The organism is Gluconacetobacter sp., from assembly GCF_047721585.1.
GTDB lineage: Bacteria > Pseudomonadota > Alphaproteobacteria > Acetobacterales > Acetobacteraceae > Gluconacetobacter > Gluconacetobacter dulcium.
Genome location: NZ_JBDNXE010000200.1, coordinates 1 through 4600, shown reverse-complemented (window position 1 = coordinate 4600; position 4600 = coordinate 1). Strand labels below are relative to the sequence as shown.

4 protein-coding genes are annotated in these 4600 nt (G+C 65.7%); 1 reads left to right on the top strand and 3 read right to left on the bottom strand.

The features are described 5' to 3' along the window. Nucleotides 1-22: 22 nt before the first annotated feature. Nucleotides 23-733: a CPBP family intramembrane glutamic endopeptidase gene (locus ABF821_RS20005; RefSeq protein ID WP_246402384.1), complete on the bottom strand. Its 711-nt coding sequence runs from the start codon at nucleotides 731-733 to the stop codon at nucleotides 23-25. Between the two features lie 166 nt (nucleotides 734-899). Here ABF821_RS20005 and ABF821_RS20000 point away from each other — a divergent pair, with 166 nt between their 5' ends. Then, nucleotides 900-1391 carry a TetR/AcrR family transcriptional regulator C-terminal ligand-binding domain-containing protein gene (locus ABF821_RS20000; protein WP_415531351.1) on the top strand — a complete coding sequence of 164 codons (492 nt, stop codon included), beginning with the start codon at nucleotides 900-902 and terminating at the stop codon, nucleotides 1389-1391. Between the two features lie 73 nt (nucleotides 1392-1464). Here the strand turns inward: ABF821_RS20000 and ABF821_RS19995 are convergent, their stop codons facing one another. Further along, the gene (locus ABF821_RS19995; protein WP_183007654.1) at nucleotides 1465-2754 is read right to left on the bottom strand and encodes a hemolysin family protein; all 1290 of its coding nucleotides are present in this window, start codon (nucleotides 2752-2754) and stop codon (nucleotides 1465-1467) included. A 101-nt stretch (nucleotides 2755-2855) separates the two neighbouring features. After that, a complete protein-coding gene (gene hpnH, locus ABF821_RS19990; RefSeq protein WP_182974663.1) occupies nucleotides 2856-4049 on the bottom strand; it encodes an adenosyl-hopene transferase HpnH in 1194 nt (397 codons plus the stop codon). Between the last annotated feature and the right edge of the window lie 551 nt (nucleotides 4050-4600).

Genomic DNA, 4600 nt, shown 5'->3' with positions numbered 1-4600 from the left:
CCCTCATAGTCCCGCCCGCCCCCTAGCCAAGGTCGACGAAGGCGGCCAGCGCGTCCTCGAGCCCATGGGCCACCATCCCCGGCACGAGGCTGCCACGCAGGGCAGCGACGATTCCGAACAGCAATCCAAAGACGGCGATCTGGGCCGCCAGTACCGGCCCCTGATAGAGATGGGCAGCACCGAAGAGGACAGCCTGCGCCACAACGCCGATCCAGGTCGCGCCGGAGAGATACGCGATCTGACGTTGCAGGAGGCCCCGAAAGGCCAGTTCCTCGACCACCCCCGCACAGGCGGACACCACCAGCCAGACCGGCACCTCCCAGGCTTCGGAGAGGCTCAGTCGCCCGACAGCCGCCAGATCGCCCGGCCCCAGAAGACGCGTCAGCCCGAACGCGATCGCCTGCCAGAAGGCCAGAAGCAGCACGCCCAGCACCAGATCCCGCAGCAGCGTGCGCCGATCGAGCGGCCGCACGCTGACAAGCGCGCCAAGCGACAGTCCGACGCCACGCAGAGTGGCACGGACGAACTGGAACATCAGATATTGGCCGCCGATCAGAGACACGAAAATCCCGACCTGCTGCTGGGGATGCTGGCTGGGAGACGCCGCGCCCGTGCCCTGATGGCGCGTCAGGAACCCGGCAAGGGCGAGTGCGGCGACGATCGCGCACAATGCCGCGGTGCGCCCGAAGGACGCGACGGGCCGGGCCGTCATGGGAAGGGCGGTATCGGTCATGCACGTTCCTATTGCTACTGTGTAGTGTTAGCATGACGCAATGAACGGGATAAAGCAACCAAGTTGCGTTAACGGGGATACCGAACAGGCACCCCCGGATATCCGGCGTCGCCGGGGCGGGCGCAGCGCGCGCGTTCATGCGGCCGTGATGGAGGCGACGCTTTCCATGATGGAGGCGGGGGAGACCCCGAGGGTCGAGGAAGTCGCCCGCCGCGCCGGCGTGCAGAAAACGTCGATCTATCGCCGCTGGGGCACGCTCGAGTCGCTGGTCTTCGAGGCGGTGGGCGCACGCGCGCGCATGGCCCTTCCCTTGCCGGACACGGGATCGTGCCACGAGGACCTCAAGATCTATCTCGCCGCCAGCATCGCCTTTCATCGCTCCGATTTCGGCAAGCTTGTGACGCGCCTGGGCGTCCAGATTCCCGAGGATGCCCGCCGGGAATTCTGGCGCAAGCGCCTGGAGGCCGCCTCGGTTCTGTTAAGCCGGGGGCAGTCGCGTGGCGAGGTGGCGCCGGACCTGAATGTTGGTCTTGCGATCGAAATGCTGATCGCGCCATTTTATTTTCGCGCGCTGGTGTCCGGCGAAGAGATCTCGCCCTCGCTCACGGAGGCGCTGCTGAATATCGCCCTGCCAGCCTTCCTGCGCCGACCGGAATGACTGTCCGGACTGTCGTCCGGCCCTGCCGAGGCGGGTACGGGAAGGCACCCGTCCGCGCATCCCGGCACACAGCCTAATTCTCCGCCAGCACCTGCCGGCTGGCGCGCACCTTCTGCACCCGGCGCTGGTCCATCTCCAGCACCTCGAACAGCCAGCCGGAGAACGCGATCTTGTCCCCCACCGCCGGCACCCGGCGCAGCAGGGCCAGGATCAGCCCGGCCAGCGTGTGATAGCTGCCCTCGTCCGGCAGGTCGGCCAGCGCCAGCCGGTCCTTCACCTCGTCGGCGGGCATGAACCCGTCCAGGATCAGGATATCGTCCTGCGCCAGACGCTCCTTGGGCGTGCTGCCGGGCTCATGATGCTCGCCCACGATGGCCTCGAACAGGTCCGAAGCCGTCACGATGCCCTCGAACGACCCATACTCGTCCAGCACCACCGCGATCCCCAGCGGGATCGAGCGCATCCGCTCCACCATGTCGAAGGCCGAGAGCGTGTCCGGCACCACCACCGGCTTGCGCAATACCGATTCGATCGAGACCGGGCGCCCGTCCAGCATCCGGTCCAGCATGTCCTTGGCCAGAATTACGCCCACCGGATTGTCCACCCCGCCCTCGCACACCACGATGCGCGAATAGACGGTATTGCGCAGGGTGCGGCGCAGTTCTTCCTGACTGGCCCCCCGCTCGATCCAGAACAGCTCATTGCGCGGGGTCATGATCGCCCGCACCGGCCGGTCGGGCATACGCAGCAGGCGCTCGATCATGTCGCGCTCCTCCTGCTCCAGCACGCCCGACTGCGCGCCCTCGGCGATATAGGCTTTCAGTTCCTCTTCGGTCAGCGCCTCGCGCGTCGCGGCCTCCACCCCCATCAGCCGCAGCACGAGGTTCGACGACCACCCCAGCAGCCACACGGCCGGGCGCGTCACCCGCGCCAGCCCCTCCAGCAGTAGCGACAGCCGGGCGGCAATGATCTCGGGATGGCGCAGCGCGATCTGCTTGGGCACCAGTTCGCCCAGCACCAGCATCAGCGAGGTGATCGCCACCACCACGATGGTGATCGAAAGCTCTCCGGCAAAGGGGCGCAGAACCGCGAAGCGCGCCAGCCACGGCGTCAGCGCGCCCTCGATCTGCGTGCCGCCGAACGTGCCCTCCAGAATCGAGACGAGCGTAATGCCGACCTGCACGGTGGGCAGGAAGCTCTGCGGATCGTCGGCCAGACGCAAGGCCCGCTCGCTGCCCTTGACGCCGGCACGCTGCATGATGGTCAGGCGCGCCCGGCGCGCCGAAATCAGGGCCAGTTCCCCCATGGCGAAAACGCCGTTGACGAGAACGAGAAGAAGAATGACGGCAATGGACGTGATCATGATGCCGCGCACTTTAATGCGGCATCGGCAAAACCTGAATACGACAATGGCGGGGCCAGCCGGCCCCGCCATTCATTATCGCCCGAAAAGGGATACCGCGATCAGTCGGCGGCGTCGGCCGCGACAACCGGGGCGGAGGCAGGCGCATCCACCACCGTCACGCGCGGCGGCTTGGCCGGCTTCTTGGCGGCGGAGATTTCGGCCATGCGGGCATCCACATGCTGGGTAAAGACGTATTCGGCCGGGCGCTGGTTGGCCAGCGAGATTTCCGGCGCCATCGGCTTCTCGGTCTCGGGTCCGAACAGCGCGACCTTGGCGATGTGCCAGGGGCGGCGCACCGCATCCATCACCGCCGTCGATTCATAGCCGGAATGGACCATGCAGTCGGCGCATTTCTCGTAATTGCCGGTGCCGTAATCATCCCACTTGGTGTCGTCCATCAGTTCCTGGAACGTCTTGGCATAGCCTTCGCCCAGCAGGTAGCACGGGCGCTGCCAGCCGAAGACGTTGCGCAGCGGCTTGCCCCACGGCGTGCAGTGATACTGCTCGTTGCCGGCGAGGAAGTTCAGGAACAGCGGCGACTGCGTGAAGCGCCACTTCTTGCCCTTGCCCAGGCGGAAAACGTCGCGGAAAAGCTGTTTCGTCTTCTGGCGGTTCAGGAAGTGCGCCTGATCCGGCGCGCGCTCGTAGGCATAGCCCGGCGCGGTCATGATGCCGTCCACGCCCATGGCCATCACTTCGTCGAAGAAGTTGGCCAGACGCTTGGGGTCGGTGCCGTCGAACACGGTGCAGTTGATCGACAGGCGGAAGCCACGGGCCTTGGCCTTCTTGATCGCGGCCACGGCGCGCTCGTACACCCCGTCCTGGCAGACCGAGGCATCGTGCATCGCCTGGTCGCCGTCCAGATGCACGTCCCACGAGAAGAAGGGCGACGGCTCGTAATCGTCCATCTTCTTTTCGAGCAGCAGCGCATTGGTGCAGAGATAGACGTATTTCTTGCGCGCGATCAGGCCCCGGATGATCTCCGGCATTTCCTTGTGCAGCAACGGCTCGCCACCCGCGACGGCGATGACGGGCGCACCGGCCTCGGTGTCCGCGTCCAGGCATTCCTGCACGCTCATGCGCTGGTTCAGGATCGCGGCGGGATAATCGATCTTGCCGCACCCGGCACAGGCCAGGTTGCACCTGAACAGCGGCTCGAGCATCAGGACGAGCGGATAACGCTTCCGGCCCGTTACGTGCTGCTTCACGACGTAGGCGCCCACCCGGACAGCCTGCATAATAGGAACGGCCATGAACCCTCTGCTCCTGCGCCGGCATGGAGCCGGCCTCTCTCAAATCATGTGACTTGTATTATGGACACGTCCACGCAGCAGATAACAACCCGGCACGACCATAGCCGTGCATGAAAGACATAGCGAGGTTGCGGACATGCGACGCCACGATCCCGTTCCGGGGGGTATAGGACAGATCGACTCTTATACTCAATTCCCATCACATGCACTGTGACCAAATGACCACAGTGGGGAGGAAGAGTCTGTATTTGCTTCCCCCACGGGAGTAGAAACCGAACTGTAACAGACCGGGGGGCGTTACGATCGCCCCGCCCGGACACGTCGCAAGCACAGAATGGACCGGACAGGGCCGCCCCGGGCCCATGATCCGGCAAGCATAACGGACGTCATCGTCATGAACCAACCCCCGCCTCCCCCCTCCACCGGCACAGCCGGGACCGCCGGCGCCGGCCAGACGGGTGCCGAGCCTGCGGGGCAGGTACCGACGAAGGGCCGCTTTCCGCTGCTGGACCGGGTCAGCGCGCCGCGCGACCTGCGCAACCTGTCGGTGG